This is a genomic window from Lapillicoccus sp. (genome assembly GCF_025353065.1).
In the GTDB taxonomy this organism is placed as follows: Bacteria; Actinomycetota; Actinomycetes; order Actinomycetales; family Dermatophilaceae; genus Lapillicoccus.
This window is the reverse complement of record NZ_JANXRJ010000152.1, coordinates 1-24531: the sequence shown is the minus strand read 5'-3', so window position 1 is coordinate 24531 and position 24531 is coordinate 1. Positions and strand designations below refer to the sequence as shown.

General features: G+C 72.1%; 23 protein-coding genes and 2 tRNA genes. 15 read left to right on the top strand and 10 right to left on the bottom strand.

The genetic code is table 11. From position 1 onward, the window contains the following. Positions 1-182 precede the first annotated feature (182 nt). Both Q0R63_RS11935 and Q0R63_RS11930 read left to right on the top strand, forming a co-directional pair. Positions 183-1175 carry an ATP-binding cassette domain-containing protein gene (locus tag Q0R63_RS11935; protein ID WP_366521118.1) on the top strand — a complete coding sequence of 331 codons (993 nt, stop codon included), beginning with the start codon at positions 183-185 and terminating at the stop codon, positions 1173-1175. Then, positions 1172-2041 (top strand): ABC transporter permease, encoded by an 870-nt coding sequence (locus Q0R63_RS11930; protein ID WP_295697478.1) that lies wholly within the window; start codon positions 1172-1174, stop codon positions 2039-2041. Before Q0R63_RS11935 ends, Q0R63_RS11930 begins: the two co-directional genes overlap by 4 nt. Positions 2042-2077: 36 nt before the next feature. Here Q0R63_RS11930 and Q0R63_RS11925 read toward each other — a convergent pair whose 3' ends face one another. After that, the gene (locus tag Q0R63_RS11925) at positions 2078-5317 is read right to left on the bottom strand and encodes a BTAD domain-containing putative transcriptional regulator (RefSeq protein ID WP_295697476.1); all 3240 of its coding nucleotides are present in this window, start codon (positions 5315-5317) and stop codon (positions 2078-2080) included. A gap of 115 nt (positions 5318-5432) precedes the next feature. Here Q0R63_RS11925 and Q0R63_RS11920 point away from each other — a divergent pair, with 115 nt between their 5' ends. Both Q0R63_RS11920 and Q0R63_RS11915 read left to right on the top strand, forming a co-directional pair. Next, positions 5433-5921: an acyl-CoA thioesterase gene (locus Q0R63_RS11920; RefSeq protein WP_295697474.1), complete on the top strand. Its 489-nt coding sequence runs from the start codon at positions 5433-5435 to the stop codon at positions 5919-5921. After that, entirely contained in the window at positions 5918-6595 is a 678-nt protein-coding gene (locus Q0R63_RS11915; RefSeq protein WP_295697472.1) for a hypothetical protein, read from the top strand. Before Q0R63_RS11920 ends, Q0R63_RS11915 begins: the two co-directional genes overlap by 4 nt. A 29-nt stretch (positions 6596-6624) precedes the next feature. On the opposite strand, the gene Q0R63_RS11910 is transcribed toward Q0R63_RS11915, so the two are convergent. Then, the gene (locus Q0R63_RS11910) at positions 6625-8112 is read right to left on the bottom strand and encodes an MFS transporter (protein ID WP_295697470.1); all 1488 of its coding nucleotides are present in this window, start codon (positions 8110-8112) and stop codon (positions 6625-6627) included. Between the two features lie 84 nt (positions 8113-8196). Then, positions 8197-8991 (bottom strand): glycerophosphodiester phosphodiesterase, encoded by a 795-nt coding sequence (locus Q0R63_RS11905; RefSeq protein ID WP_295697469.1) that lies wholly within the window; start codon positions 8989-8991, stop codon positions 8197-8199. A gap of 126 nt (positions 8992-9117) precedes the next feature. Here Q0R63_RS11905 and Q0R63_RS11900 point away from each other — a divergent pair, with 126 nt between their 5' ends. Continuing rightward, positions 9118-9324, top strand: a complete 207-nt coding sequence (locus Q0R63_RS11900) for a hypothetical protein (RefSeq protein ID WP_295697468.1) — start codon at positions 9118-9120, stop codon at positions 9322-9324. A 32-nt stretch (positions 9325-9356) separates the two neighbouring features. Here the strand turns inward: Q0R63_RS11900 and Q0R63_RS11895 are convergent, their stop codons facing one another. Then, a complete protein-coding gene (locus tag Q0R63_RS11895) occupies positions 9357-10379 on the bottom strand; it encodes a phosphotransferase (protein ID WP_295697466.1) in 1023 nt (340 codons plus the stop codon). A 23-nt stretch (positions 10380-10402) separates the two neighbouring features. Next, complete coding sequence (locus Q0R63_RS11890; RefSeq protein WP_295697483.1) at positions 10403-12088, bottom strand: glycoside hydrolase family 13 protein; 1686 nt, start codon at positions 12086-12088, stop codon at positions 10403-10405. A gap of 236 nt (positions 12089-12324) precedes the next feature. Here Q0R63_RS11890 and Q0R63_RS11885 point away from each other — a divergent pair, with 236 nt between their 5' ends. Beyond that, positions 12325-12720, top strand: a complete 396-nt coding sequence (locus tag Q0R63_RS11885) for a globin (protein ID WP_295697465.1) — start codon at positions 12325-12327, stop codon at positions 12718-12720. Positions 12721-12772: 52 nt separating this feature from the next. Here Q0R63_RS11885 and Q0R63_RS11880 read toward each other — a convergent pair whose 3' ends face one another. Both Q0R63_RS11880 and pepN read right to left on the bottom strand, forming a co-directional pair. Continuing rightward, a complete protein-coding gene (locus Q0R63_RS11880; protein WP_295697464.1) occupies positions 12773-13726 on the bottom strand; it encodes a mechanosensitive ion channel family protein in 954 nt (317 codons plus the stop codon). 22 nt (positions 13727-13748) lie between these two features. Then, positions 13749-16355, bottom strand: coding sequence for an aminopeptidase N (gene pepN / locus Q0R63_RS11875; RefSeq protein ID WP_295697463.1), 2607 nt, complete (start codon positions 16353-16355; stop codon positions 13749-13751). Positions 16356-16610: 255 nt separating this feature from the next. Between pepN and Q0R63_RS11870 the strand changes: the two genes are divergently transcribed. The 4 genes from Q0R63_RS11870 (at position 16611) to Q0R63_RS11855 (ending at position 19467) form a co-directional block, all read left to right on the top strand. Continuing rightward, positions 16611-17162: a disulfide bond formation protein DsbA gene (locus Q0R63_RS11870; protein ID WP_295697482.1), complete on the top strand. Its 552-nt coding sequence runs from the start codon at positions 16611-16613 to the stop codon at positions 17160-17162. 29 nt (positions 17163-17191) lie between these two features. Further along, positions 17192-17659, top strand: coding sequence for a ribose-5-phosphate isomerase (locus Q0R63_RS11865; RefSeq protein WP_295697462.1), 468 nt, complete (start codon positions 17192-17194; stop codon positions 17657-17659). A gap of 66 nt (positions 17660-17725) precedes the next feature. After that, positions 17726-18859, top strand: a complete 1134-nt coding sequence (locus Q0R63_RS11860) for a PP2C family protein-serine/threonine phosphatase (RefSeq protein ID WP_295697460.1) — start codon at positions 17726-17728, stop codon at positions 18857-18859. Positions 18860-18957: 98 nt separating this feature from the next. Further along, the gene (locus Q0R63_RS11855; protein ID WP_295697459.1) at positions 18958-19467 is read left to right on the top strand and encodes a DUF4395 domain-containing protein; all 510 of its coding nucleotides are present in this window, start codon (positions 18958-18960) and stop codon (positions 19465-19467) included. Positions 19468-19512: 45 nt separating this feature from the next. On the opposite strand, the gene Q0R63_RS11850 is transcribed toward Q0R63_RS11855, so the two are convergent. Then, positions 19513-19737, bottom strand: a complete 225-nt coding sequence (locus tag Q0R63_RS11850) for an antitoxin (RefSeq protein ID WP_295697458.1) — start codon at positions 19735-19737, stop codon at positions 19513-19515. Positions 19738-19874: 137 nt separating this feature from the next. Between Q0R63_RS11850 and Q0R63_RS11845 the strand changes: the two genes are divergently transcribed. After that, complete coding sequence (locus Q0R63_RS11845) at positions 19875-20579, top strand: tRNA (guanine(46)-N(7))-methyltransferase TrmB (protein ID WP_295697457.1); 705 nt, start codon at positions 19875-19877, stop codon at positions 20577-20579. A gap of 36 nt (positions 20580-20615) precedes the next feature. Here Q0R63_RS11845 and Q0R63_RS11840 read toward each other — a convergent pair. Next, a tRNA-Gly gene (locus tag Q0R63_RS11840) sits at positions 20616-20689 on the bottom strand. Positions 20690-20844: 155 nt separating this feature from the next. On the opposite strand from Q0R63_RS11840, the gene Q0R63_RS11835 reads away from it, so the two are divergent. The 3 genes from Q0R63_RS11835 (at position 20845) to Q0R63_RS11825 (ending at position 22815) form a co-directional block, all read left to right on the top strand. Further along, positions 20845-20918 (top strand) — tRNA-Pro (locus Q0R63_RS11835). A 521-nt stretch (positions 20919-21439) separates the two neighbouring features. After that, the gene (locus Q0R63_RS11830) at positions 21440-22114 is read left to right on the top strand and encodes an ANTAR domain-containing protein (protein WP_295697455.1); all 675 of its coding nucleotides are present in this window, start codon (positions 21440-21442) and stop codon (positions 22112-22114) included. Continuing rightward, entirely contained in the window at positions 22111-22815 is a 705-nt protein-coding gene (locus Q0R63_RS11825) for a GAF and ANTAR domain-containing protein (RefSeq protein ID WP_295697453.1), read from the top strand. The genes Q0R63_RS11830 and Q0R63_RS11825 overlap by 4 nt, the downstream gene beginning before the upstream one ends. 41 nt (positions 22816-22856) lie before the next feature. On the opposite strand, the gene serS is transcribed toward Q0R63_RS11825, so the two are convergent. After that, the gene (gene serS / locus Q0R63_RS11820; RefSeq protein WP_295697451.1) at positions 22857-24143 is read right to left on the bottom strand and encodes a serine--tRNA ligase; all 1287 of its coding nucleotides are present in this window, start codon (positions 24141-24143) and stop codon (positions 22857-22859) included. Positions 24144-24402: 259 nt separating this feature from the next. On the opposite strand from serS, the gene Q0R63_RS11815 reads away from it, so the two are divergent. Beyond that, on the top strand, positions 24403-24531 hold a 129-nt coding region (locus Q0R63_RS11815), incomplete at its 3' end, for a trigger factor (protein ID WP_295697480.1).

Here is a 24531-nt window from a genome sequence, read left to right as displayed (position 1 = left end):
GTGGTGTGCACACCACGACCTCAGCGCCAGACCACGACCTCAGCGACCCCGGCCCCTCGAGGCTGGCGCGGCTGGCAGGGCGCGTGCGGTGCCGTCAGGGCGTGACAGTCGCGTGTGCGCGTCGTGTCAGGGCCGGGGCGCACGATCATCTCGAACCTGAACCGACGACCCGGGAGACACCCATGGACTACATGTTCGAGGCGGACGACCTCCGCAAGAAGTTCGGCACGACGCAGGCGCTCGACGGTGTCTCGCTCGCAGCCCGGCCCGGCACCGTCCTCGGTGTCCTCGGCCCCAACGGCGCGGGCAAGACCACCGCGGTGCGCGTCCTCGCCACCCTGCTGCGGCCGGACAGCGGCACGGCCCACGTCGGGGGCTTCGACGTCGTCAAGGAGCCCCAGAAGGTCCGCGAGACCATCGGTCTCACCGGCCAGTACGCCTCGGTCGACGAGGACCTCACGGGCACCCAGAACCTCACCCTCATCGGCCGGCTGCTCAACCTCGGCAACCGGGACGCCAAGGCGCGCGCGGCCGAGCTGCTCGAGTGGTTCGACCTCTCCGAGGCCGCCGGGCGGATGGCCAAGACCTACTCCGGCGGGATGCGCCGCCGGCTCGACCTCGCGGCCAGCCTCGTCGGCCGCCCGGCGGTGATCTTCCTCGACGAGCCCACCACCGGCCTCGACCCCGCCAAGCGCGAGGACATGTGGGACGTCATCCGCAACCTCGTCGAGGAGGGCTCCACGGTCCTGCTCACGACGCAGTACCTCGACGAGGCCGACGCCCTCGCCGACGAGATCTCGGTCATCGACCAGGGCCGCGTCATCGCCCACGACACCCCCGACGGCCTGAAGCGGATCATCGGCGGGCAGCGGATCCGGGTGGTGCCGAGCGACTCCACCCGCGTCGACGACGTGGGCCGGATCCTGACCGACATCACCGGCACCGCGGCCGAGCGCACCGGGCGCCACGAGGTGACGGTCCCGGTGGCTGATGACGAGGCCCTCGCCGCGACGGTCCAGCGACTCGCCGCGGAAGGCATCGGGGTCACCGAGCTCTCCCTCCACCTGCCGAGCCTCGACGAGGTCTTTCTGACCCTCACCGGCGACCGGGCCCCCGACGCCCCGTCACCCACCCCCCACCTCGACCCTGCCACCTCGACGGAGCGTGCCGCATGACCACCACGACCACCACCACCCTCACCAAGCCCGCTGGCACCACGCCCCGCCACCCCCGCCGCCCTGGTCACGTCCTCGCGGACGGCCCCTCCCGCGCCGGAGGCCCCTTCGCCACGCTGACCCAGGCGCTCGTCCTCGCCCAGCGCAGCCTCATCAAGATGCGGCGCACGCCGGAGGCGCTGATCGACGTCACCCTCCAGCCGGTGATCTTCCTGGCCCTGTTCACCTACATCTTCGGCGGCGCGATCGCGGGAGGGTCGCAGGCGACCTACCTCCAGTTCCTGCTGCCGGGCATGGTCGGCCAGCTCATCGCCCTGGCCAGCGTGAGCATCGGTCAGAACCTCAACCAGGACATCGAGAAGGGCGTCTTCGACCGGTTCCGATCGCTGCCGATCGCTCGCTCCGCGCCGCTCGTCGGTGCGGTGCTCGCCGACATCGTCCGCTACCTCATCCTCTTCGGCATGACGATGGGTGTGGGCACCCTGATGGGCTTCCGGGTCCAGACCAACGCTCTCGCGGTGATCGCGGCCCTCGGGATCTCGATGGCCTTCGCCCTCTGCTTCTGCTGGATCTCGGTCTTCGTCGGCATGATCGCCCGGACCTCCGGCGCCGTGCAGGGCATCATGTTCCTGCTCGTCATGCCGTTGTCCTTCGGCAGCAACGTCTTCGTCTCCTCCTCGACGATGCCGGGCTGGATGCAGGCCTTCGCCAACAACAACCCCATCTCGCACCTCGTCTCGGTGGTGCGCGGGCTGATGGTCGGGGGACCGGTGGCCGTCCACCTCTGGTGGACGCTCGCGTGGATGGCCGGGATGCTCGTGGTCTTCGTGCCGCTCGCCCTGCGGGCCTATCGCCGACGGGCCTGAGGGCACCGGCCGGCATACGGGACAGGCGGTTTCGGCCTAAGGGGTCGGGGGTTCGAGGAGCGCGAGAGCGTCCTCACGCGAGAGCGCCCGGCCCCTCTCGTATGCCGCGGTGAAGACGTCCGCACCCAGTGCGGCCGGGAGCTCGGACCGCAGTCGGCGCACGACGATGTCCGTGGGGTCCTCGGCCCCCCGCAGGCGGGCCGCGACGCCGAGCATCCGGGCCGCGGACCCGGACTCGCCCCGCGCCTGCGCCAGCGCGGCCACGACCAGGGCGTAGCTGGCGATGATCGGCATGTCGTGGGTGGCGATCGTGACCTCATGGGCCTCGGCGAGGACCAGCGCGGCGTGGTCGACGTCGTCGACGGCGAGGTCGAGCAGCGCCAGGACGCTGAGGACCATGGCGCGGGCGTGGTCGCGCAGCGGGACCGCGCCCCGCGCGCCCTCGAGGGTCCTGCGCAGGTGGGGCCGGAACGCATCGGCGATGTCGCGATCCCCCCGGCCGACCGCGATGACGCCACGCGTCGCACCCGCGAAGGCTTCGCCGAAGCCGCCCATCTCGTCGAAGGAGAGGCCGGCGATGTCGCGCTCGGCGCCGTCGAAGTCGCCGAGCCGGACCCGCAGACCGGACCGGCGCATCCCCATCTGCGCCTCGTCCGAGTGGGCTCCGAGCTCAGCCATGTGCCGGGCGGCGCGGTCGTAGGAGGCGATGGCCCCCTCGAGGTCGCTGTCGAGCGTCTGCAGCTGGGCGCGCACCGAGAGGGCGGACGCCGTCCCCCATCGGTCCCCCAGGGCCTCGAACTCCGCGTAGGACAGCTCGACGTCGTCGCGCATGCGGTCGATGTCACCGTCGTTCTCGGCGATGTTGGCCCGGAACATGCGGATGGCCGCACGCACCCACGGGTCGGGGTCGGCGAGCCCGTCCACGATGACCTTGGCCGCCAGCTCGTCGTTGCCGGTGAACACCGCCATCCCCGCCCGCAGCATCTGCATGTGCGGCGGGAGGTCGTGGGTGCCGATGAGCCCTTCGAGGTCCTGGCTGATCTCGCGGATCGCCGCGAGGGTCGACTCGTGGTCCGTGGCGTCGACGTCGACGCCCATCATGCGGTTGCGCAGCAGGGTGGCGTGTGCCAGGGTCCGGCTGGCCGGGTCGACCTCGCCGGGGGTGGCCAACGCGGCCTCCAGCCACATCGTCGCCTCGGCGTGGTTGCCGAGTAGCGACCAGTACCAGCTGAGCTCGAGGGTCATGGCCAGCGCACCCTTCCCGTCGCCGGAGTCGACGAGGTAGCGCAGGGCCCCGAGGATGTTGTCGCGCTCGGCCTCGAGGGTGGCGGCCGCATCGAGCTGGGCGGCGCTCCGGAGCATCGGGGCGAGCTCGACCACGAGCTCCCCGAACCAGGTGGCGTGCCGCCGCCTCGCCTGTGCCACCTCGCCGCGCTCGGCGAGCCGTTCGATGCCGAACTCCCGGATCGTCTCCAGCATCCGGTAACGCACACCGCCCTCGCGGGGCTCGGAGCGGACCGAGAGCAAGGACTTGTCGACGAGGGCGTCGAGCAGCTGGCGGACGTCGTCGGCGTCGAGCAGCTGGGGAGCACCGTCGAGGTCGCGGTCGGAGCAGACGGCGGCCGCCGACCGGGGAGTGGCGCCGGCGGGGAAGACAGCAAGTCGTTCTGCCAGTAAGCGTTCCGGCGGGCTGAGCAGCTCCCAGCTCCAGTCGACCACGGCGCGCAGGGTCTGGTGCCGGGGCATCGCGGTCCGGCTGCCACCCGTGAGCAGGCGGAACCGGTCGCTCAGCCGGGCGCGCACCTCGGCGACGGGGAGGATGCGCGTGCGTGCGGCAGCGAGTTCGATGGCGAGCGGCAGACCATCGAGTCGACGGACGATCTCGACGATGTCGGCGACGCTCCGCTCGTCGAGCCCCACGTCCGAGCGCACGGACGAGGCGCGGTCGACGAAGAGCTGCACCGCAGCATACCGGCCGGCCTCGGAGACGTCGGCGTCGGCGGGCGGCATGCCGAGCGGCGGGAGGATGCACAGGCCTTCGCCGTCGATGCCCAGCGGCTCGCGGCTCGTGGCGAGCACGCGCAGCGCGGACGAGGACCCCAGCAGGGTGTCGATGAGCTGCGCCGTGGCCTCGATGAGGTGCTCGCAGTTGTCGACGACGAGGAGCGATCGCGAGGTGGCGAGGAAGCCGACGAGGAGCTCGAGGTCGTCCCGGACGGGCAGCCGGTCGCGGGTGCGGTCGAGGAGGTGCGTCTCGCGCAGGTCGAGGGCGCCGAGGAAGGCCTGGACGACGCCCTCGGGGTCGGTGACCGGGGCGAGCTCGACGAGCCACACCCCGTCCGGGGCCCGGTCCTGCCAGGCGGCGCCGACCTCCGAGGCGAGGCGTGTCTTGCCGGCCCCGCCGGGCCCGACGACGGTCGTGAGCCGGTTCGTGCCGAGCAGGGCGAGGATGCGGGCCTGCTCGGCCTCCCGGCCGAGGAAGGTGGTCAGACCGGATCGGAGGGTCGTGCGGCGACGGCCGGGGACCGGCGCCGGTGCCTCGGCGCGCAGCAGCTCGAGATGGGTCTGTCGCAGGGCCGGCGAGGGGTCGGTGCCGAGGGTGTCGGACAGCATCGAACGGAGCCGCTCGTATGCCGCGAGCGCCTCGGCCGGGCGGCCGGCGGCGGCCAGGACGCGCATCTGCAGACCGGTGAGGTCCTCGCGCAGCGGGTGGGTGTGGCAGAGGGCCTCGAGCTCGCCGACGAGACCGGTCGACGCGCCCGCGGCGAGGTCGGCTTCGATGCGCAGGGCGATCGTGTCGAGACGCAGCTCCTCGAGGCCGGCGGCGACGGGGGCGGCCCACCCGGCATACCCCGCGTCCTGGGCGTCGGCGAGGGCAACTCCCCTCCAGAGCGCGAGCGCGGCGGCGAGGACCGCCCGGGCCGCCTGCGGGTCCCCGGCGCCCACCATGGCGCGACCCTGCGCGGCGAGGGTCCGGAAGCGGTGGGCGTCGAGGTCGTCCACCTCGATCGCGAGGCGGTAGCCGCCGACGGACTGGCGCACGAGACCGGGGTCGCCGAGGGCCCGGCGCAGCCGCGAGACCAGCGTCTGCAGGGCGTTGGTGGCGTCGGCCGGCGGGTCGTCCGACCAGACCGCGTCCATCAGGTCGCGCACGGAGACGGCGCGCCCGGCGTCCGCGGCGAGCCGCACGAGCAGCTGGCGCAGCCGGCTGCCGGCGACCGTCACCGGACCGTCGGCGCCGATGACCTCGAGCGGCCCGAGGATGCCAACCTGCACGGGGCCATGCTGTCAGACGACGCGATAGTCCCGCCCGCCGCCGCTGACTCACCCCCCCGCGGGGTGGCCGTTCGTGGTGGCCGTTCGGGGCGTTCGGGGCTGGGAGGATGGCGCCATGTCCGAGGCCAGCGCGATACCCGACTCGTCCGAGAGTGCCGACCCCGGCCGCTACCGGGTCCTCGTGCCGTTGCGCTGGTCGGACATGGACGCCTACGGACACGTCAACAACGTCCAGTTCCTGCGGCTGCTCGAGGACGCGCGGGTCGTGGGCTTCGAGCAGTGGTTCGGGCACGGGCGCAGCCTCCTCGACCACGGCGTGCTCGTGACCCGCCACGAGATCGAGTACCTCGCCCCCCTCGCCTTCCGGCACGCCCCGGTCGCGGTCGAGATGTGGTGCACCCGGATCGCCGCGGCGGGCTTCGACCTCGCCTACGACCTCTTCGACCCGGAGGACGTGGGGACCACCCACTACGCCCGGGCCAGCACCGGCATCGTCCTCTACGACTTCGACCGCGCCGCACCCCGCCGGATGGGCGCCGAGGAGCGGGCCGTCCTCGAGGCGCACCTCGGGGCGACACCGGCCTTCCGCTGGCGGCACGCGTGACGAGCCTCGTCTTCGACGACGAGCGCGGGTATGCCGACTTCGCCACCTTCGTCGCCCGCGCCCGGTCACTCGACAGCGAGGGCGCGATGCGTCTGCAGGCCGTCGGCGTGACGCTCGCCGTCCACGTCCAGGTGCTGCCGGGGCGAGGCCTGCTCGCCGAGGGTGGCGTGACGGGGATGCGGGCGATGGCGCTCGGGCAGCCCACGGACCTCGACGTGGTCGTCCCGCTCGCCGCCCTGGCGGACAGGGTCGCGCGGCACCCGGAGGGCATCGAGCTGTCCGTCCCGCCGATGACGGTGACCGCGCCGTGGGCGTCGATCACGCCGCCCCGCGACGGCTGGGAGCCGGTCGGGGAGGTGGACGAGGACGAGCTCGTGGTCGCCGCCCGGGCGGGGATCGAGGAGGTCGCCCTGGGGGCCACCTCAGCCGGGTCGGCCACGTCAGCGACGCCGACCGCATCACCGGCCGATGCGACCCTCGGCGCGCCGGCCGTGGGAGCGCTCCGGCAGGCCGTCTGGGGACGCCTGACGCCCACCGCGCCGCCGGTGCCTGCGGGAGCCGCGTTCGCGGCATACGTGCTGGGTTTCCTTGCGCCACAGGGTCGTTCGAGGGTGCTGGCGCGCGGACGCTGGGTGCGGCTCGCCGCGACCCATGGTCACGTCCTCGTGCGCTGACCGCCCCCTGGCGTCCGCGTGAATGCTGCCTAGAGCGAGCGCTGACGCGGACGCAGCGGTCGGCAACGGCTGCCGCTGACGACGGCGACCGCCGCGACCCCGGCGAGGCCCGACCAGATGACGACGTAGGTCCGGGCGTCGTTGCCGCCGGTGACGTGGAGGACCGCGAAGACCGCACTCGCCGCAGCGATCCCGATCACGCTGCCGAGGACGTCGGCGAGCTGGAGCGCGGCCGAGGCACGGCCCAGCTCCACCGGGGACACGAGGTCGAGCAGGAGCACCGACAGCGTCGTCATCGCGAGTCCCATGCCGAGCCCCGCCAGCACCATCGCGCCGGCGAAGAGCCACGCGGTCCAGCCGGCGGCGATGACGAGCACCAGCCCGAGGCACCCCGCCATGAGGAACGCGGCACCGACCGAGACGAGCGCGGGTCGGTGGGCGGTCATCGAGGGACGGCCCTGGACCCACGAGCCGACCGACCAGCCGAGCGACCCCACGGTCAGCACGATGCCGGCCGTGGTGAGCGAATCGTGACGCTCCTGCGTGATCATCAGGGGGAGGTAGGTCACGGTGCCGTTGAAGGCGGCTGGCAGGAGGAAGCGGCTGAGGATGACCGAGGGCAGTCCGCGCGCCATCCGCAGGGTGCCGGTGGGCAGCAGTCGTGGGGTGACGACGAGCAGCCCGACGACACCGAGGACGGCGACGGCCGTCTGCCACGACAGCAGCGGGAAGCGCTCGTAGGTCCCGAGCTGCAGCGCCCCGGCGGCCAGCGCGACCAGCACCCCGAGGCGGGCGGCCCGGCGGTTGCCGGCCCGGTCGACCGTGGGGGTGGCCACGGGACCGTCCGCGGGACCGTCCGCGCGACCGTCCTCGATGTCGCCCGGCCCCCCTCCCGTCAGCGCTGCCCGCTGGCGGTGGATGACGACGAGCGTGAAGAGCGCCGGCGGGACGACCACCCAGAACACGAGTCGCCACGTGAAGCTCGAGGCGAGCCAGGCGGACAGCGGCGCGCCGACGAGCGAGGGCAGCACCCACGCCGCCGAGACGTAGCCGAAGACGCTCGGCCGCATCCGGCTGGGGTAGGCCTGCCCGACGACGACGTAGAGCACGACGATCACGAGGCCGGCGCCGAGGCCGGTGACCGCGCGGCCGACGAGGAGGAGGGTGAACGACTGCGACAGTGCGCACACCGCGGCGCCCACGGCGAAGAGGACCTGGCCGGCATACATCGCCGGCATGGGCCCGGACCGGTCGGCCCACACCCCCGCGAGGACGATGCCGAGCAGCTGGGCGGTGAGCATGACCGAGAACGCCAGGCCGTAGCCGACGACGGCGTCCAGCTCCTCGGCGGCCCGCGGCATCGCCGTGGCGACGGCCAGCGCCTCGTAGGCGATGATCGTCACGAGGGCGACGAGGGCGACCGTCACGAGCCGGTATGCCGGGCTGAGCGGCCCGCCCGCAGCGCCCTCGCCGGGGCCGACGGCAGCGGTCGACGTGTGGTGGTCGGCGCTGGTCACCGCTCGATCGTACGGTGACCGCAGCCGCCCCGATCGACCGGCGATCAGCCCGCTACCCGGCGCGTTCCAAGGCTCGCCGGCGGGTCAGGCCCACTGACCACGCGTGGTGAGCACGTCGCGCAGCACGTCGATCCGGTCGCTGACCAGCCCGTCGACGCCGAGGTCGAGCAGCCGGGTCATCTCGTCGGCGTCGTCGACCGTCCAGACGTGGACCTGCTTGCCGAGGTCGTGCGCCCGCTCGACGAGGGCCGCGGTGACGACCCGCACGGGCAGAGGGCCAAGGCGGTGGACGACCGGCACCTGGAGGACCTGAGCAGGGAAGGCCGGCCCGGCACCGAGGCGGGAGGGGCCGAACCGCAGCGCCGCGATCTCCCGGGGCCCGGCGGCCGTGGCGACGGTCGGCCCGGCGAGGCGGCGGAAGGCCGTCAACCGCCGGTCGGAGAACGACGCGACGCAGACCCGGTCCTGCGCCCCGTGGGCGCGGACCGTCTCCCACAGCGGGACGATCGCGCCGGTCGCCTTGATGTCGATGTTGACCCGCACGTGCGGCAGCTCCTCGAGCAGCTCAGCCAGCCGCGGGATCGGCTCGCGGCCGCCGATCCGAGCTGCCCGGACGACCGACCACGGCTGCTCGGCGATCGCGCCCACTCCGTCGGTCACCCGGTCGAGCCGGTCGTCGTGGAAGGCCACGAGGTGCCCGTCGGAGGTGGCGTGCACGTCGGTCTCGACGTAGCGGTAGCCCAGCCCGACCGCGGTCCGGAAGGCCGCGAGCGAGTTCTCGATACCCCGGTTGGGGCCGTAGCCGGCGCCCCCGCGATGGGCGAGGGCCAGAGGGGGGACGTCGAAGTACGGGTGTTCGGCGGCTCGGGGTGGACGCACCGCAGCACTGTTTCACGCGCGCCTGATGACGGGCGATCGGTGGGCATCGGGTCGGGGGTCGTGAGGACCCGCTCGGACATCGGCAGGTGGGGTGTGGTCCGGTCGCTGTCTTGGGATGATGGTGCGATGGAACACCCGCCCCGACCGCTGGCGATCGAGGACTGCCTCAACGAGTGTTCGTGGGACGTGACCGGCGACCGGCTCGGCGGCGACCCGCTCTTCGCCTGCGCGGCCTGCGGTAGCGAGTGGGTGCGCTCGGAGGACTGGACCCCCATCGACTGGCTCGGCGAGGTCCCCGAGACCGTCGTGGCCGAGCGCGCGCGACCGGAGTAGCGAGGAGGTCAGGCGAGGGGGGAGCCCGCCCGTCACGGGTGGTCGTCGTCCCCGAACATGCCCAGCCAGTGGATGGGCGCCGAGCGCATGTCGGCCGACTCCTCGTCGGTGCAGGACTCGATCGCCCTGAGCCAGTTGGCTGCTCGGCTGACGACGCCGACCTGCCGGGCCGCCGCGACGTCCCGCAGGTTGGCGGCGGTCGGGCCGCCGAAAGGGGCGAGGTAGGCGTCACGGGCGGCGACGACCCGGGGATCGCCCTGACCGACACCGAACGGCTCCGCGGTGTCGCGCAGGGCCACGAGCAGGGAGGCGAAGGGGTGTGCCGCGACCGCGTCGCCCCAGTCGAAGACGCGGGCACCGGCCAGGAAGACGTTGTCGCGGTGGAGGTCGTCGTGCTGCACCGTCGGACGGTGCGGGCTCGCCGCGAGGACGCCGGCCAGCTCCTCGAGCCGGGATCGCGCGGCGAGCGCGTCGTCGAGGGTGGTCTGCTCGGCGGCGGTCCGGGCTAGCACCCGCGCGGCGGTGACCGTCTCCTCGAGCACCACCCCGAGGCGCTCCGGTCGGTGGTCGGGCACCCCCACGGCGAGGGCCTCCCCGACGTGCTCGGTCAGGGCCAGCTGCAGTCGGGCGTAGCCCTCCAGGGCGGTGGCCCACACCTCGAGCGACTCGGTGGTGTTGGTGGCGAGGACGGCGCCGCCGTCCGGCAGGAGCAGCCAGGATCGCGCGTCGTCGACGGCATAGGGGACGAGCACGAGGTCGGGCGCATGCCGCGCGAGCACGGCATACAGGGAGACCTCGACGGCGAGCCCCGGCCCCGGCGCCTTGAGCCAGACCGACCCTGCCGAGGTCGGCAGCCGCAGGACGGTGGACCACGGCCTCAGGTGGGGCTGCTCGGCGGGGCCCGTGCGCCGGATCCCGTGCCCTGCCAACGCGTCGTCGGCCCAGGCGGTCGCGCGCTCCCGCCACTGCGGCGTCGACCAGACGGCCACCCCGTGCCCGCCGTCCTCCGCGGCGAAGTCCCCCGGGAAGAGCGACGGGGTCGGGGCGGCTGTCATGCCGTCAGCCTGACAGCCGCGCCTCAGCCGGTCAGCAGCACCCAGGCCGTGGTGTCGGTGGGCAGCCGCCCCTCGGTCGTGAGGTCGCCCGAGGCCACGAGCACCCGCCCGCCGGTCGGCAGGGCGACCGGCTCGGCCCCGAGGTTGGACACCACGCCGACGCGCGCGCCGTCTCCGCCCGTGGTGACGAAGCCGACGACCTCGTCGTATGCCGGGTGCCCGGCGTAGTCCTCGAGCCAGGTGAAGGTCCCGGCACCCAGCCGGTGCTGGCGCCGGATGGCGAGCAGGGTGCGGTAGAGCTCCAGGGTCGAGCCGGCAACGCCCTCCTGCTGGTCCACGGCGTAGTCTCCGTAGATCGGGGGCTGTGGCAGCCAGGTGCCGCCCGTCGACCCGAAGCCGAACGCCGGGGCGTCCTTCGCCCACGGCATCGGCACCCGGCAGCCGTCCCGACCGAGCTCCCCACCGCCCGTCCGGTGGAACGCCGGGTCCTGGCGGAACGCGTCGGGCATGTCCGTGGAATCCGGCAGGCCCAGCTCCTCGCCCTGGTAGAGGTAGGCGGCGCCGGGCAGGGCGAGCATCAGGGCGGTCGCCGCACGGGCCCGCCGCAGGCCGACGAGCCGGTCGGGCTGCCGGTCCTTCGCACCAATTCCGTTGGGGCGCCGGTGATCCTGCTCCAGACCGAAGCGAGAGGCGTGCCGCACGACGTCGTGGTTCGACAGGACCCACGTCGTCGGGGCACCGACCGAACCGGTCGCCGCCAACGAGTCCGTGATCGCGGTCCGCAGGCGTGGGCCGTCCCAGCGCGCGTCGAGGAAGTCGAAGTTGAAGGCCTGGTGCATCTCCGTCTCGCGCACGTAGCGCGCCGCCCGCACCGGCGGCTCGACCCACGCCTCGGCGCAGAGGATCCGGTCAGGGGCACCGTAGGAGTTGAGGATCCGGCGCCACTGCTCGTAGATCTCGTGGACACCGTCCTGGTCGAACATCGGTGCGTGGGGCCGGTCCTCGGGCTCGGAGGCGTCGGCGTCGGCGTCGGCGTCAGGGTCGGCGTCCGCGTCCGCGTCGCCGAGCATCTCCAGGCGATGGTCCCAGTCCGGCAGCGCCGGGTCCTTGACGAGCCCGTGGGCGACGTCGACCCGGAACCCGTCCGCACCCCGGTCGAGCCAGAAGCGCAGCACCGACTCGAACTCCGCCCGCACCTCGGGGTTGCTCCAGTCGAAGTCGGGCTGCTTCCGGTCGAAGAGGTGGAGATACCACTGGCCCGGCCGACCGTCGGCCTCGGTGACCCGGGTCCAGGCGATCCCGCCGAAGACCGAGATCCAGTTGTTCGGGGGGAGGCTGCCGTCTGCGCCCTTCCCGTCCCGGAAGAGATAGCGGGCACGCTGCGGCGACCCGGGGGCGGCAGCGAGCGCCGCCTGGAACCAGACGTGCTCGTCGGACGAATGGTTGGGGACCATGTCGACGATGACCTTGAGACCGAGCCCGTGGGCCCGCTCGATCAGGGCGTCGGCGTCGGCCAGCGTGCCGAAGACCGGGTCGACGTCCCGGTAGTCGGCGACGTCGTAGCCGGCGTCGGCCTGCGGCGAGACGTAGAACGGCGACAGCCAGACGGCGTCCACGCCGAGCTCGCGAAGGTAGGGCAGGTGGGCGGTGATGCCCGGCAGGTCGCCGACCCCGTCGCCGTCCCCGTCCGCCCAGGAGCGCGGGCAGATCTGGTAGGTGACCGCCTCGCGCCACCAGGTGTGCCCGTCGGCGGCGGAGGGCCGAGCGGCAGCCTGGCCCGTCGTCGGGGCGGTGGTGGTGGCGGGGGCAGCGGAGTTCGGTGTCACGGGTGACCAGCGTGGTCCACGGCGGAAAGGTTCCCCAAATCCTGCGTCGGCCGTCCCACCATGTGGCGGGCCGTCTGCGGCGGCCCCGCTCGGCCCCGGTGCGACGGCCGGGTGCGAGGATGACGCCCGTGAGCTTCTACGACGACGTCGGTGGACACCCGACCTTCGCCCGACTCGTCGCCGAGTTCTACCTCGGCGTCGCCGGCGACCCCGAGCTGCGCGCGCTCTACCCCGAGGAGGACCTCGGCCCGGCGCAGGACCGGCTGCTGGGCTTCCTCGTGCAGTACTGGGGCGGCCCGATGACCTACTCGCAGGAGCGTGGCCACCCGCGCCTGCGGATGCGCCACGCCCCGTATGCCGTGACGCCGGCCCAGCGCGACCGCTGGCTGCTGCACATGCTCGCCGCCGTCGACGTCATCGCCCTCGACGAGACGCACGACCTGCTGCTGCGCGACTACCTCACCCGTGCCGCGTGGTCCATGGTCAACACGATGGAGGACGAGCCCGCCGGTTGACCTGGTGGCCCAACGGTCTGTGAGAGCACCAGGTCTCAGAGCGGGGGGTCGCTCAGAGCACGCTCGGTGCCGGGGGAGGAGTGCCGGGGCCGGCCGGCGGGGGAGGTGCGGGCGGCGTCCCGGGGACGACGATGCCGTGGGCCTCGAAGGCCCGGATGATGCGCTCCCTGATCTCCCGCTGGACCCCGAGCTGCTCGTTCGGGGCGCACTTCGCCGAAACGCGGATCGTCGCGAAACCACCCGCCATCGACTCGATGCCGACGACCTCCGGGGGCTCGAGCACGAAGGCGTCCCAGGGCGGTTCGATGGCGAGGTCGCCGATGATCTCGTTGATGAGGCCGGTGACGCGCGAGATGTCCTCGTGGTAGCCGACGGGGATGTCGACCAGGGCGGTCGACCATCCCTGCGAGCGGTTGCCGATCCGCATGATCTCGCCGTTGCGGACGTACCAGACGACCCCGTTGGCGTCACGGATGCGGGTCACCCGCAGCGAGACGTCCTCGACGGTGCCCGTCGCCGAGCCGGTGTCGATGACGTCGCCCACGCCGTACTGGTCCTCGACGATCATGAAGATGCCCGACAGGAAGTCCTTGACCAGGCTCTGCGCGCCGAAGCCGAGGGCGACGCCTCCGACGCCGGCGGACGCGAGCAGCGGCCCGAGCGGCAGTCCGACCAGCTGCATCACCGTGAGGACGGCGATGCCGAAGACGACGAACGTCGAGATGCTGCGCAGCAGCGACCCCATCGTCGTCGTCCGCTGCACGTGCCGCTCGTGGGCGAGCCCGGCCGCGACGTCGGCGAGCGCCCGGCCCGTCCGCCCGGGGATCAGCGAGCGACGTGACTGGCTGCGCACGGTCGTCGTCGCGACCATCCGCTTGATGATCCGGTTGATCACCCAGCGCAGCACCACCGCGCCGACCAGGGTCACCACGATGAGCAGCGGTGTGCCGACGATGCCGTCCCAGACCGAGCCCTGCGTGGGCAGCAGCTGCCGCAGATCGTTCACGAGGTCGTCCGGCACGACCGACTCAGCCCCGCTTGGCGTCCGCCGCCTGGGCGCGCACCGCCGTCCGGACCACATCGAGGTGCTCGCTCATGATCCGCCGGACGGCGGCCGGGGCGTCCGGGTGTGCGTCCATCCACTCGCTCGTCGCGGCCTCGAGCTGAGGTCCGCTCAGCCCGAGGGGGTAGAAGCCGTGGAGGATCCGCTCCCGGATCGCCGCCGACCGCGACTCCCAGACCGTGAGGATCGAGTCGTGGAAGCGCGCGATGTAGTCGCCGAGCAGGGAGTCGGCCTCGAGGGCACGGTTGAAGCCGCTGCCGAGGGCCGCGATGACGGAGTTCGGCAGGCCGTCCTCCTCCACCGCCAGTCGCCACGCCTCGGCCTTGGCCTCCGCGGTGGGTCGGACCGCCTTGGCGTAGTACGCCCGCTCCCGCCCGAGCGACGTCGCGTCGCGCTCGAGCTCGGCGTCGATCTCGTCGGTCTCGACCGCGCCGGCGGAGGCGAGGGCGCCGAGCAGGGTCCAGCGCATGTCCTGGTCGATGTCGAGCCCGGCGTAGGGCTGCGTCCCGTCGAGGGCGGCGCGGAGCCGGACGACGTCGGTCTCGCCGTGCGCGAGGCTCGCGTATGCCGTGACGAGCTGGAACTGGCGGTCGGACCCCGGCGCGGCGTCGTCGGCCAGGTCGCGGAGGGCGTCGGCGACCTTGCGCAGCGCCGCCGCCCGGTGCTCGGGGGCCGTGAAGCGGTTGGCCGAGGTGAGGAGCTGCGAGGGGATCTGCTTGGTCGTCATCAGGATCGTGCGCAGCACCGTCGAGTGCTGCTCCACGGCCGCGCAGTCGAGCAGGACCGGGACGAGATCACGCGAGGCGAGGTCGCCGGAGCGGACCATCTCCCACAGGGCACCGATGACGAGGGAGCGGGGGAGGCTGTCCGTGAAGGCGGCTGCGTGGGCGAGCGCGGTGGCCTGCGAACGCTCGTCGAAGCGCAGCTTGGCGTAGGTGAGGTCGTCGTCGTTGGGTAGCAGGAGGTCCGGCTGCGGCAACCCGACGAGGTCCGGGACCGCCGTGAGGGGGCCGTCGACGTCGACCTCGTGCCGGCCGACCCGCGTGAGCGCCCCGTCGACGAGGTCGTAGCGGCCGATCGCGAGCCGGTGCGGGCGCATGGTCGGGTGCGCCTCGATCGCGGTCTGGACGATGGCGGCAGCGGTGATCACCCCGGCGTCGTCCGTCTCGACCTCGAGGCGCAGCGTGTTGACGCCGGACGTCTTCAGCCACTTCTCCGACCACCCGCCGAGGTCCCGGCCGGACCCGCTCTCGAACTCCGCGAGGAGGTCGGCGAACCGGGTGTTGCCCCAGGCGTACTTCGCGAAGTAGCTGCGCAGCCCCGCGGTGAACGCCTCACGCCCGACGTAGGCGACGAGCTGCTTGAGCACCGACCCGCCCTTGGCGTAGGTGATCCCGTCGAAGTTCACCAGGACGTCGTCGAGGTCGCGGATGTCGGCGTAGACGGGGTGGGTCGACGGCAGCTGGTCCTGCTCGTAGGCCCAGGTCTTCTCGTGGCTCTGGAAGGTCGTCCAGGCGTCGGGCCACTCCGTGGTCGCCTCGGCCTGCGCGACGGTGGAGGCCCATTCGGCGAACGACTCGTTGAGCCACAGGTCGTCCCACCACCGCATCGTCACGAGGTCGCCGAACCACATGTGCGCGAGCTCGTGGAGGATCGTCAGTGCCCGCCGCTCGACCGTCGACTCCGAGACCTTGCTCCGGAAGACGTAGACCTCGGTGATGGTCACGCAGCCGGCGTTCTCCATGGCGCCGGCGTTGTACTCGGGCGTGAAGATCTGGTCGTACTTCGCGAACGGGTAGGCCGAGTCGAACTCCTTCTCGAAGAAGGCGAAGCCGACCTTGGTGCAGTCGAAGATGTTCTGCGCGTCGACGTGACCCATCAGCGACTTGCGCGCGTAGATCGCGAGCGGGACGGTGCCGGAACGCGATTGGACCTCGTCACGGACGACGTCGTAGGGGCCGGCGACGAGGGCGGTGACGTAGGACGAGAGACGCGGCGTCGGTGCGAAGACCCATGTCGACGCCGGTATGCCGCCCTGCTCCCCTTCGTCGGGCCCGGAGACGGGCACGGGCTCCGGCGTGGGGGAGTTGGACACCAGCTGCCAGTGCGACGGCGCGTGGACGGTGAAGGCGAACGTCGCCTTGAGGTCGGGCTGCTCGAACACGGCATACACCCGGCGCGAGTCGGGGACCTCGAACTGCGAGTAGAGGTAGACCTCGTCGTCGACCGGGTCGACGACCCGGTGCAGGCCCTCACCGGTGTTGGTGTAGGAACCCGTGGCGACGACGACCAGCTCGTTGTCGGCGGCCAGCCCCGGCAGGGCGATCCGGGAGTCGGACCACTGCGTCGCCGGGTCGAGGGCCTCGCCGTTCAGGCTGATCGACTGGACCGAGTCGCCGACGAAGTCGACGAACGTCTCGGCACCGGTCGTGTTGGCGGAGAAGCGGATCCGACTCGTCGTGCTAAACGTCGTCGCGCCGGTGGTGAGGTCGAGCTCGATGTCGTAGCTGGCGATGGAGACGAGGTCGGCGCGGGTGGCCGCTTCCTCGCGGGTGAGGTTGGTGCCGGGCACGGGATGGCTCCTGCGGGTCGGGTTCGGGGGGCTGGTGGCGGTCCCTCGTGGGCGCCGACCATCCTCGCACGGCCACCGGTCCGCGATCGGGTCGGCGGTGAGAGGATGCCGGGTATGACCCCTCCAGCCCAGAAGACGGCCCAGAAGACGGCGGCCCAGAAGACGGCACCGAAGACCACGACGAGCAAGGCCGCCGGCAGGGGCCGGCGCGAGAAGGCCGAGCTGTGGTTCGACCCGGTGTGCCCGTGGGCCTGGATGACCTCGCGCTGGCTGATGGAGGTCGAGAAGGTCCGCGACGTCGACGTCACCTGGTCGGTGATGAGCCTGTCCGTCCTCAACTCCGGACGTGACCTGCCGGCGAGCTACCGGGAGCTGATGGAGAAGGCGTGGGGACCGGTCCGCATCATCATCGCGGCGTCCGAGGCGCGTGGGCAGCAGGTCGTCAAGCCCCTCTACGACGCGATGGGCACCCGGATCCACCCGGGTGGGCGGAAGGACTACGACGAGGTGATCGCCGAGTCGCTCGAGGAGGTCGGCCTGCCGGCCACGCTCGCCAAGGCGGCCCACCAGAAGAAGTACGACGCCGCCGTGCGGCGCAGCCACAAGCGCGGGATCTCGCTCGTCGGGGAGGACGTCGGCACGCCGGTGATCTCGGTCGCCGGCACCGCCTTCTTCGGACCGGTCATGACGCCGGCCCCCAAGGGTGAGGCCGCGGGTCGGCTGTGGGACGGCACCCTCCTCGTCGCGGGCACCCCGGGCTTCTACGAGATCAAGCGCACCCGCACCCAGGGCCCGGTCTTCGACTGAGACCCGGCAGGCAGCGAAGGAGTACGAAGATGCGCGTCCACATCGGCGGCGACCACGCGGCATACGACCTCCATCGGGCCCTCGTGGCCCACCTGACCGAGGCCGGGCACGACGTGACCGACCACGGCCCGCACGTCCTCGACCCCGAGGACGACTACCCCGTGGCCGTCCTGCGCGCGGCGATGGCCGTGGCGGCCGATCCCGAGTCGCTCGGCGTCGTCCTCGGTGGGTCGGGCAACGGCGAGCAGATGGCGGCCAACAAGGTCAAGGGGATCCGGGCCGCCCTCGCCTACACCACCGAGCTGGCGCAGCTGGCCCGCCAGCACAACGACGCCCAGGTCGTCTCGATCGGCGGCCGGTTCACGGCGATCGAGGAGGCGACGGCGATCGTGGACGTCTTTCTCGCCACGCCCTTCTCCGGCGTGGAGCGACATGCCCGACGGGTGGAGATGGTGACCCGTTACGAGGACGACGGCACCCTTCCGCCGCAGACCTGACGACGCCTTCGTCAGTGTTTGGTAAAGACGGCACCCCAGACTTCGACGCCACCTAATGTTCAGTCTATGGTCACGAGCGTCAGCACCGTGGCGCGGCGCACGATGATGTGGCGCCTGCCGGCTGCCTTGCGCTGGGGCTGGCTCGAACGCGTCGCCCGCTCCGCCCGAGGACGCGGCGTCTTCTTCGCCGTCCTCGGGGTGGTGCTGTGCGCCGTGATGATCTTCCGGCCGGGCATCGTCCCCCTCAGCGTCTACGCGCCGGTCGTCGTGGTGGCCGGGCTGTACCTGCGTCAACGGTGGATGGCGCTGGTGTCCGCGACCTTCGCCCTGGAGACCGTCGTCTACGCGACGAGCTACACGATCCACCCACGGGGGACGGGCGGCCCGTTCGCCACCTGGGTCGCCGTGCTCGCCGTGACCGCCGTCATCGCCCTCTCCTACGTCGCGAGCACCTCCCGGTCCCGGATCGGCGTGGAAGGCCACCGCGGCGAGTCGATGTTCGTCGACCTGCGCGACCGGCTGCGCGCCTTCGGCGTCCTGCCGGAGCTGCCCCCCGGCTGGCATGCGGAGAGCGCGGTCGAGTCGGCCTACGGGCAGTCCTTCTCCGGCGACTTCGTCGTGGCGACGCGGGCCCGGCAGGGGCAGCTGCTCGAGATCGCGCTCGTCGACGTCTCGGGGAAGGGCATCCAGGCCGGCACCCGCGCGCTGCTGCTGTCCGGCGCCCTGGGCGGGCTGCTGGGCGAGACCCTGCCCGACCGGTTCCTCGGTGCGGCCAACTCCTACCTCGTGCGCCAGGAGTGGGACGAGGGCTTCGCGACGGCCGTCCATGTCTCGATCGACCTGGCCGACGGCAGCTATTCCGTGGGCACCGCCGGTCACCCCGCCGCGGTCCAGTTCCACAGTGGCTCGGGCCGATGGGCGATGTACGAGCAGACACCCGGGCCCGTGCTCGGGGTCATCGAGGACGCCACCTTCGAGCGCAACAGCGGGACGCTGCAACGTGGTGACGCCCTCATCCTCTACACCGACGGCGTCATCGAGACCCGGCACCGCGACCTCACGGTGGGCGTCGACCGGATGCTCGGGATCGCCGAGCGACTGGTCAGCCGGGGCTTCCGCGGGGGAGCAGCCCGGCTGTGCGCCTCGGCCAAGGCCGGCGAGACGGACGACCGCGCGGTCGTCATGGTCTGGCGCGACTGACGGAGGTGGAGGGGGCCCGTCGGGCGGGCGCCGTCTCGGGATGTGGGATTTCCTCCCCATCAGGAATGGATTGATCCCCCCGCGGGGCTTATTGACTCATGAGCAGCTTCCCCCGCGTCGTCGACGACGTCTCCGTGCGCCTCATCGCCGGAGTCGTCCTTCTTGTCACCGTGCTCGCCATCGCCTTCGGAGCCTGGTGGCTCTACCTGCCGCTGCTGCTCGACTTCGTGCTGCGCTCGGCGATCGGCCCCCGGGCCAGCCCAGTCGCCCAGCTCGTCAACCGGGTCGTCCGGCCGCGGCTGAGCACGCCCAAGCGCCCCACGGCCGGGCCGCCCAAGCGCTTCGCCGCCGCGATCGGCGCCGTCATGTCGGCCGCCATCGTCGTGCTCTGGCTCGCCGGCGCGCCCTCCCCCCTGCTGCTCGTCCTCGGCGCGGTGATGGTCGTCTTCCCGGCGCTCGAGTCGATCTTCGGCGTCTGCGTCGGTTGCCTCGCGTTCGGCGGCCTGATGCGCCTCGGGATCATCCCCGAAGAGGTCTGCCTCGAGTGCGCGGACATCTCGCTGCGGCAGAGGCGTCTTGCCGCCGAGCGGTCCCCGTCGCGAGGGTGAGTCGCGAGGGTGAGTCTTGCCGGCGCCCTGTCGGCGCTCCGGCCGCTATCCGATGTCGTCGTTCTTCCCGTCGAGCCCGTCGAGGGCGTCCTTGGCCCTGGTGACTCCCGCGTCGATCTGCTCGCCGTGGGCCCCGCCGGTCTTCTCGTCGACCATGTCGCCCGCCTTGTCGAGGCCGTCGCCGACCTTGTCACCGTGCTGGTCGACGAGGTCCTCGGCCTTCTGCTTGAGCTCCTCGGCCGCGCCCTTGATGTTGTCCATGAGACCCATGTGCAGACTCCCTCGTCGTGACGTCCGGCGGGACGAGCGCCCGTCGGCCGTCCCACTGTAGGCACCCGAACCGCGTCCGGGCGAGGGGCGACGTCGGAGTTCCTCTCCGCACGCAGGCCCTCGCTAGCATCCCCTCTGTGAGCCTGCCCGCGGACGACCGTCTCCCGCCGCTGACGGACGGCCGGGTCCGCACCTTCGCCGGGCGCAAGGGCAAGCTGTCCGAGCTCTCCCGCCACCGGCTCGACCGGCTCGGTCCCCGCTGGGAGCTGCCCCCGGGCCCTCTCGACGCGCGGACCGCGTTCGGGCGGGCCGCACCCCTGGTCCTCGAGATCGGTTCGGGCCACGGAGCGGCCGCGGTGGCGTATGCCGCGGCCCACCCCGGCCACGACCTCGTCGCCGTCGACGTGCACGTCCCGGGTATCGCCCGGCTGCTCGGGGTCGTCGATGCCGCCGGGGTCACCAACCTGCGGGTGGTCCGTGGCGACGCGGTGGAGGTCCTGCGGGACCGCATCGGACCGGCCCAGCTCGACGCGGTCCACCTCTTCTTCCCCGATCCGTGGCCGAAGGAGAAGCACAAGAAGCGGCGGTTCGTCAGCGCGCAGACCCTCGACCTGCTGGCGAGCCGGCTGACACCCGGGGGGACGCTGCTCGTCGCGACCCGACCAGGCGGCATACGCCGACCACGTGGTGAGCCAGGTCGAGCGGCACGGGGTCTTCGGAGTCTCCGTCACGCCGCGGCCCGACTGGCGACCGACGGACGGGTTCGAGGCCAAAGGCATCAGGGCCGGCCGGTCGATCACCGACCTGCTGGTCACCCGGATCGGGGAGCGGGGGCCCGGTGACATCACGCGGCCGTGACAGGAGCGACCGGCCGGGGCTGGAGCGGGCGACGAGAATCGAACTCGCGTAATCAGTTTGGAAGACTGGGGCTCTACCATTGAGCTACGCCCGCGAGGCGACCTGACCGAGCTGGTCCGGCGTGGTCGTCCGAGGGATCAGCGTAGTGCCCGCGTAGGCAACGGCCCAATCCGGCCGGGCGGGTATACCGCCGGTTCCCCGCTCGCCCTGGTGACCCGGTGGCGCGGGTCCATTACGATGCCAGCACGACGGGCTGTAGCGCAGCTTGGTAGCGCGCCGCGTTTGGGACGCGGATGTCGCAGGTTCAAATCCTGTCAGCCCGACTGGATCGGCCCGTTCTCACACCGCGAGAACGGGCCGGGAGGACGTCCCGCCTCGGGTCGGGCGGGGGCTCGGCCATTCGCTCGTGGCATTCTTCCGGGCGTCCGGAGCCCATGACGTGATGGACGTGGGCTGTTTGTTTGTCGAGACGCGCGGAAAGCCCCGTTGAGTTCACGAATCATGCAGATGGTTGCGCGGGCCTGTGTCGGAAGAGGTCGAGGAATCTGCTCCGAGGGCGTGATCGGAACACGGGCCGATCACGCGAGGGAGGCTCAGTTCAAAGAAGCGATCAAGAAGGGGTATGGCGCTGGTCAAAAGCCCCAGAGGAGCCATAGATGTGGGCGTTTTAAGATGCGATGATGGGGTATATGAGCAAAAATTAGGCGTATGAAGTGGCGTATGAGGTTCTGTGTTCAGGGGAGCGGGTCGCGTGAAAGCCCATGAGGTGTTGTCGGAGTTCACTCGGCTGGTGCAGCCTGCGGCGTCGGTCGCACCGAGTCCGCAAGACCTGTGCCATGCGTCGGTGGCGATCGCCGGCGCCACCGGTGGTGCCGTCATCGTGGACTATGCCGACCCGACCCGGATGACGTTGTTCGCCACCGACCACCGCGCCTATCGGCTGGAGGACCTCCAGGAGGTGCTCGGCGAGGGCCCGGGCTGGGAGGCGCACCGGACCTCGGAGGCCACGTCCGCCGACCTCGGGGCGACCACGCGCTGGCCGCTCTTCTCCGTCACCGCGGTGCAGGAGGTCGGTGCCGTCAAGGTCGCGGCTGCCCCCATCCACGCCGGAGGAGCGACTGTCGGGGTGCTGAGTCTCTACTGGGCGACCCCGCAGCCTGCTCACCCCTGGGCCCTTGGCGGCGGCCCGCACGTCGCGCCGCCGGGCGTTGGCGAGCACCACGGGAGCGGGCTCGATCCGCTGGACCTGCTGGGTCTGCTGGGCAACCTCGTCGGCGCGTTCTTCGCCGTGAACTCGGAGAAGGACTGGGAGACCTACCTGCCGTGGTCGCACCGCGCCAGCATCCACCAGGCCACCGGCATCCTGGTGGCACAGCTGCGGCTGTCCGTCCAGGACGCTGTGGCGGTGCTGCGAGCCTACGCCTTCTCGTCGGGCCTCGACCTGCAGAGCGCCGCCACCAGTGTGGTCCAGCAACGCGTCACCCTCCAGCTCCCTGAGTGGCGGACGGGCCTGATGTGAGCGCACCTGACCCGTTCGAGGCCCTGGGCAGGTCCCTGGGCGCGGCCATCACGGGCAAAGCCCTGACCGACGTCCTGGGCGACCTCATGCTCGACCTGGCCACCGTGCTCGACCTGCACGCCATCAGCATCCTCGTGGCCACCAGCGGTGAGGAGCTGGACCTGCTGTCCGCGACCTCCCACCGGATGGCCGACCTGGAGATGTACCAGGCGGCCAACGATGAGGGTCCCTGCGTCGACTGCCTGCGCACCGGGGGCACCGTCATGGAGACCGGCGCGGCGATCGCCGCGCGCTGGCCCGTCGTGGGTGCCGCGCTGGCCGCGGCCGGCTTCCGGACCGTGCTGGCCATCCCGATGCTGTGGCGCGGCGAGCCGATCGCCGGGCTCAACCTCTTCTGGCGGGACACGCGAGAGCTCACTCCGGAGGAGCAGCGGATCGCGGAGACCTTCGCGGCCGCCGCGACCCTGATGCTCGGCCAGACCTCCAGCGCGCAACGCGTCACCGGCAACGTCGTCTCGGTGCTGCACGCCCGCGTCGTGGTCGAGCAGGCCAAGGGCGCCTTGGCGTTCCAGCACGGCCTGGACCTGGAGAACGCCTACGTCGAGCTCCGACGTCGCGCCCACGACGACAGGGCGGACCTCGCCGACGTCGCTCGTGCGCTGCTGTCGTCCTTCGCCAGGCCCCGGTCAGACCACGACTAGACACGACGAGAGAAACCGGGCCGCGACTGGACGGGCCGAGGTCAGATCCCGCCCGGCACGAGCGTGGTCTGCCCGAGGAACGGCTGCAGGGCCGCGGGCACGCGGACCGAGCCGTCCGCGAGCTGGTGGTTCTCGAGGATCGCCACGAGCCAGCGCGTCGTGGCCATCGTGCCGTTCAGCGTAGCGACGCTTCTCGTGCCACCACGGCTGTCGCCGCCGGACTCTCGCTCGCGGATGTTGAGGCGCCGGGCCTGGAAGGTCGTGCAGTTCGAGGTCGAGGTCAGCTCGCGGTACTTCTCCTGGGTCGGGATCCACGCCTCGCAGTCGAACTTGCGTGCCGCCGGCCCACCGAGGTCGCCGGCAGCGACGTCGATGACGCGGTAGGGAACCTCGACGGCGTCGAGGATGCGCCGCTCGATGCGCAGCAGGCGCTCGTGCTCGGCCAGCGCGTCCTCCGGCCGGCAGAAGACGAACATCTCGGTCTTCTGGAACTGGTGCGTGCGGAAGATGCCTCGGGTGTCCTTGCCGTGCGACCCCGCCTCGCGGCGGTAGCACGTCGATGCCGCGGCGTAGCGCAGCGGCCCGTCGGAGAGGTCGAGGATCTCGTCGCTGTGGAACGCGGCGATGGCGACCTCGGAGGTCCCGATGAGGTAGAGGTCGTCCGCCTCGAGCCGGTAGACCTCGTCGGCGTGGCTGTCGAGGTATCCCGCCCCGCGCATGGACGGCTCCTTGACGAGGTTGGGTACCGACAGGGGCACGTGCCCCTCCTCCCGGGCCACCTGCATACAGAGCGACATCACGGCGTTCTCGAGGCGGACGCCCTGGCCGCGCAGGTAGTAGAACCGCGAGCCGCCGACCTTCGAGCCGCGCGCGATATCCAGCGCGCCGAGGATCTCGCCGAGGGCGAGGTGGTCCCGGGGCGCGAAACCCTCAGCCGCGAAGTCGCGGGGGGTGCCCACCGTCTCGAGCAGGGCGAAGTCCTCCTCGCCACCGGAGGGGACGCCGTCGATGATGACGTTGCCCACCGTCATCATCAGCGAGTCGAGGGTGTCCTGCTCGGCCGCGCTGGTCGCGGCGAGCTCCTTGACGCGGGCGGCGATCGCCTTGGTCTGGGCCAGCAACCGGTCGCGGTCCTCGCCGGTGGCCGTCGAGACGTCCTTGCTCAACGACTTCTGGCTCGCTCGCAGCTGCTCGAACTCGGTCAGGGACGAGCGCCGACGCAGGTCCGCCTCGAGAATGGCATCGACGACCCCGTCGTCCTCGCCACGGGCCTTCTGGGACGCCCGGAACACCTCCGGGTGGTCGCGCAGCTCCTTGATGTCGATCACCGCGCCACTCTAACCAGCGGGGCCTCGCCCGCCTCGGCAGCACCGGCATTGGGCCGGTCGCGCACCAACGGCTAGCATGGACCCTCGACGCGGCGCCAGGTCAAGGCGCGTATGCCGTGGGCCCACGTGCGTCTGCCAGCCCGCCCGACGCGGTGGGCTGGGGAGCATCCCCCTCGTCCCCACCGCTTTGGTCAGTCCGCTCGTCAGCCGTGCGTCCGCACCGGCCTCACCCGACCCCCAGATCAACGGAGAACCCGCAGTGAAGAGTGCGCTCGAGACCCTCAACCCGACCCGGGTCAAGCTGACCGTCGAGGTCCCCTACGAGGAGCTCAAGCCGAGCCTCGACGCGGCATACAAGACCATCGGGGCGCAGGTCCAGGTCCCCGGG

Coding starts and splice junctions, on each gene's coding strand:
- Q0R63_RS11935 (WP_366521118.1), top strand. CDS start 183: ATGGACTACATGTTCGAGGCGGACGACCTCCGCAAGAAGTTCGGCACG.
- Q0R63_RS11930 (WP_295697478.1), top strand. CDS start 1,172: ATGACCACCACGACCACCACCACCCTCACCAAGCCCGCTGGCACCACG.
- Q0R63_RS11920 (WP_295697474.1), top strand. CDS start 5,433: ATGTCCGAGGCCAGCGCGATACCCGACTCGTCCGAGAGTGCCGACCCC.
- Q0R63_RS11900 (WP_295697468.1), top strand. CDS start 9,118: ATGGAACACCCGCCCCGACCGCTGGCGATCGAGGACTGCCTCAACGAG.
- Q0R63_RS11895 (WP_295697466.1), bottom strand. CDS start 10,379: ATGACAGCCGCCCCGACCCCGTCGCTCTTCCCGGGGGACTTCGCCGCG.
- Q0R63_RS11885 (WP_295697465.1), top strand. CDS start 12,325: ATGACGCCCGTGAGCTTCTACGACGACGTCGGTGGACACCCGACCTTC.
- Q0R63_RS11870 (WP_295697482.1), top strand. CDS start 16,611: ATGACCTCGCGCTGGCTGATGGAGGTCGAGAAGGTCCGCGACGTCGAC.
- Q0R63_RS11865 (WP_295697462.1), top strand. CDS start 17,192: ATGCGCGTCCACATCGGCGGCGACCACGCGGCATACGACCTCCATCGG.
- Q0R63_RS11860 (WP_295697460.1), top strand. CDS start 17,726: ATGGTCACGAGCGTCAGCACCGTGGCGCGGCGCACGATGATGTGGCGC.
- Q0R63_RS11855 (WP_295697459.1), top strand. CDS start 18,958: ATGAGCAGCTTCCCCCGCGTCGTCGACGACGTCTCCGTGCGCCTCATC.
- Q0R63_RS11850 (WP_295697458.1), bottom strand. CDS start 19,737: ATGGGTCTCATGGACAACATCAAGGGCGCGGCCGAGGAGCTCAAGCAG.